At 68.5% G+C, this 3,695-nt stretch carries 4 protein-coding genes and 1 pseudogene; all 5 read right to left on the bottom strand.

The window, feature by feature from the left end:
* Window positions 1-103 precede the first annotated feature (103 nt).
* A complete protein-coding gene (locus AC1D12_RS27840) occupies window positions 104-673 on the bottom strand; it encodes a NeuD/PglB/VioB family sugar acetyltransferase (RefSeq protein ID WP_477826534.1) in 570 nt (189 codons plus the stop codon).
* Between the two features lie 2 nt (window positions 674-675).
* Window positions 676-1,695 (bottom strand): MraY family glycosyltransferase, encoded by a 1,020-nt coding sequence (locus AC1D12_RS27835; RefSeq protein ID WP_477844315.1) that lies wholly within the window; start codon window positions 1,693-1,695, stop codon window positions 676-678.
* 81 nt (window positions 1,696-1,776) lie between these two features.
* The gene (locus AC1D12_RS27830) at window positions 1,777-2,823 is read right to left on the bottom strand and encodes a WaaS/CpsH family glycosyltransferase (RefSeq protein ID WP_477844313.1); all 1,047 of its coding nucleotides are present in this window, start codon (window positions 2,821-2,823) and stop codon (window positions 1,777-1,779) included.
* Window positions 2,820-3,365, bottom strand: coding sequence for a serine O-acetyltransferase (locus AC1D12_RS27825; RefSeq protein WP_477844310.1), 546 nt, complete (start codon window positions 3,363-3,365; stop codon window positions 2,820-2,822). Before AC1D12_RS27825 ends, AC1D12_RS27830 begins: the two co-directional genes overlap by 4 nt.
* A pseudogene (locus AC1D12_RS27820) lies at window positions 3,362-3,695 on the bottom strand (epimerase); the annotation flags it as partial. The gene AC1D12_RS27825 and the pseudogene AC1D12_RS27820, both read right to left, overlap by 4 nt.

The following is a 3,695-nucleotide window of genomic DNA, read 5'->3' as shown; positions in this document are numbered from 1 at the left end:
CACAGCGGCAGGAAGACGGCGTCGCTGCCAATCATCATCGCCAGCTTGGCGCGCGGCGGGAGTTTGGCGAGCCAGAGGCCCAGTCGGCTTCGGATCATGCGATTCAACCCCGCTGGGATCTGTCGGCTGCGACGGTGATGCCGGCCGGCACCTTCTGGCCCGGGCCCAGCGTGCAGCCTTCCTGGAGCCAGGCTTCGTCGCCGAGTTCGGCTCCGCCTGCCATGCAGGCGCCGATGCCCACATGAGCAAAGTCACCGAGCCGTGCGTCGTGGTCGATGATGGCTCCGGCGTTGACGATGACGCCGTCGCCGACATGTGCATCGCATCCGATGACGGCATTGGCCATGATGGTCACACCGGCGCCGATGAAGGCGCGCGGCGACACCACGGCACGCGGGTGGATCACGCCGGCGGCCGTGAATCCGGCGGCCAGCGCCTGCTGGAACGCCCGGCGCCGGGCGGCGTTATTGCCGATGGCGATCACGACCGCATCCGCCTGCTCGCGCAGACGGATCAGATCGGCGAGCCTGCCAAGCACCGGCTCATCCCACACCTGCTGCAGGTCGGGCCAGCGGTCGTCGAGAAAGCCGACCGGCCGCTGCTGCGCGCACAGCAGCGCGTCCGCGACCGAGCGGCCATATCCCCCTGCGCCCACGATCAACACACGAGCCATGGTCAGACGTCCTGTTCGGCGCGCACGCCGGCCTTGTAGCGAAAGGCCAGCCACACCAGCGGTGCATAGGCCACGATGGTGGCAGCGACGCCGTCCACCAGCCGCCAGGCGACCAGCAGCGCAATCGGCAGCAGCCACAACAGATTCACGGCAGCGAAGGCCAGCGTCACTCGCTGATGCGAACGGTGCTTGCGCGATGCATATTGATAGGCATGGCTGCGATGGGCTTCGGAGAATCGCTCGCCGCGCCGCACCCGTCGGACCAGGGTCGTCGTGGCGTCGACCATGAAGCCCCCCAGCAGGATGAACCAGCACCAGAACACCTGCGTGGCCTGCTGCGCCGTCCAGAGGGAGAGCAGGGCCAGCACCAGGCCGATGAAGCCGCTGCCCGAGTCGCCCATGAAGATCTTCGCCGGCGGGTAGTTCCAGGCGAGGAAGCCTGCAACGCAGGCGGCGAACGCGACGGGAACGAACCAGTGGGGCGTTGCGGTGGCAATCCACCAGCATGCAGCACCACCGAGCGAGACGGTGATGGCTTCGACGCTCGCGATGCCGTCGATGCCGTCCATGAAGTTGCAGAGGTTGATCATCCAGACCACGTAGGTGACCGCCAGGGCGAGGCCGAACCATCCGAGGTTCACCGACAGGCCGAAGATGGGCACGGGCGGTATGCCTCTCAGCGCAATCAGGACCCAGGCGCCCGCCGCCGCATGGATGAGGAAGCGCCAGCGCGCGGGGATCGACTTGCGGTCGTCGATGAAGCCCACGATGGCGACGGCGAGGCCGCTGCCCAGCGCCGCTGCGGCAAAGTCCGCCGGAACGTGTCCGGCGAGCCAGAGGAGGGCCACCAGCGCGAGAAAGGACCCGACGATGGCGACCCCGCCCCCACGCGGCGTGGGGATGGTGTGGGAACTGCGGGCATTCGGATGGTCGAGCAGGTCGGCATCCAGGGCGTACTTGCGCGCACGCTCGGTGGTGACCCAGGAGGCGACCAGGCCCAGCAGCAGACACAGGATGATCATTGAATTGAGGAGGGGGAGGCTTGCGCGTAGCGCAGGAGTTTAGTGGCTTGTGCCGCGGGTGCCATCCGACATGGCGGGAGGTCAGGTGTCGGGTCGCCGCGCTCGCGCCTGTTCCTGTGCGGCAAGCAACTGAAGTGCCCAACCCTCGCACGAGTACGACTGCCGAAGCGAATCCTCGACGGGCTCGAACGGCACGCCGAGGAACGCGTCGTCGATCGCCGGCGCGGATCGCGAGATCAGCAGCACGCGCGAGGGATGGAACAGGTCGCTCTCGAGAATATGGCGATTGGTGGTGATGAGCTTCTTGCCGGCGAGCAAGGTCTCGATAGTGCGCATGGTGAGGCCGCGCTGGCGGGGATGTTCGACGTCGAGCACGGCACACGACTGCGCGACGACGGAGCGCACCTGCGCCGGCGCCATCGCCCGGGTCGACAGCTCGCCGCGCGCCGCACGCCACATGACCGGGGAGCGAAGCCGCGCCACGACGGACTGGAGCGTGCTGGGAAAGAAGCCGAAGACGAACGCGCGCGCGGCGTCCTTCATGGACTGACGCACCCGGTTGACGACCCGGTAGCGATCGGAATGCAGTGTGCCGATGAAGCACCAGTCGAAGCGGTACCCGGAAGCGGGTGTGGCGATCGGTGCCGTGTTCTTCGCGAACAGCGGGCGGTGATTCCAGCCGTGGCGCTGCGCGTCCTGCGGGTCGAACGTGGCAACGCTGTCGAAGCTGCCCAGCAAGGCCGGGGCTCCCGGGACGTTCTCCAGGCCATCCCACAGGTAGAAACCCATCGAGGCGCCGGGAAACCGTTGCCGCATCTGCTGCACGACGTGCGTCGTCAGGCCCTCGCCCTTGATGACCAGCACATGGGAGACCGACCGCGGATCGAGCGCATCGAGGCGGCGCAGGAAGTGCCGCTGGGACACCTTGCGGGTCCAGCCCGGCAGCAGCCGCAACAGGATCTTGTGGAGCGTGCCGTCGCTTGCGCGCTCGTTCCACCAGGTCACCTCATAGCCCAGGCTGCGCAGCGTGTCGCAGATGATCTGGTGGTAGTTGAATGTCAGCGGTGATACGAGCAGCACATGCCCTCGACGCGGGCTTGCTGCCGGCACGTTGGCGGTCTGGTTCATGGTTCGGCAGGGCCTTTCGGTCCGACGATGCGCGCCGGCACGCCGACCGCCAGTGCGCCTGCCGGAACGTCGGCCAGGACCACGGCGTTGGCGCCCACCGTGCAACCCTGCCCCAGGGTCACCGGGCCGAGCACCTTCGCGCCCGCCGCCAGCGTGACGTCGTCCTCGACGAGCGGGCGCTTGGCGGCATCGAAATGGAAATCGGCCTCGCGCGCGCCCAGCGTCACTTGGTGGAAGATGGTGACGCGGGCGCCGATGCGTGCAGCGCCGAGGACGGTGCCGTAGGTGTGGGCGATCACCAGCCCGGGGCCGATCGGCAGGCGTGCCGGGACCTCGAGCCCGAACAGCACGGCGTTCAGCAGGCCGGGCAGCTTGGCCAGGCGGGGCCAGCCGCCGGCCCACAAGGCCTGGCCGGTGCGCAGCAGCCAGACGGGGGCGAAGCGCGGCGAGAAGGCACTCGACCAGCGCCGCGCGCGGCCGGGCTGGCCGCTCAGGGCACACAGACGTGCCCAGTCGGCATCGAGCAGCTCGTTGCGTGTCATGGATTGCTGAGTCCCTTTTCGCGCAGCACTGCGGTGGCGGCCTCCAGCTGATCGACGTGCACGGGCTGCGTGCGGGCCCAGTTGCAGAAGCGGGTCAGGCCTTCGTCCAGGCTGACCGTGGGCCGCAGGCCGAGCAGGGATTCCAGCCGGGTCAGGTCGGCATAGCAGTGGCGGATGTCGCCGACGCGGTACTGGCCGGTGATCCGCGTGCGCGCGTCGAAGCCGGAAACCCTGCGCAGCGTCTCGCTGAGGGCCAGCACCGAGGTCGGCACGCCGGCGCCCACGTTGATGACGGCGTTGTTCGGCAGGTCGGCCTCGATCGAACGATGC

It is taken from the genome of Rhizobacter sp. P1_G5 (assembly GCF_056405435.1).
Note: the sequence above shows the minus strand (reverse complement) of the source record. Positions and strands in the feature narration are given on the sequence as shown.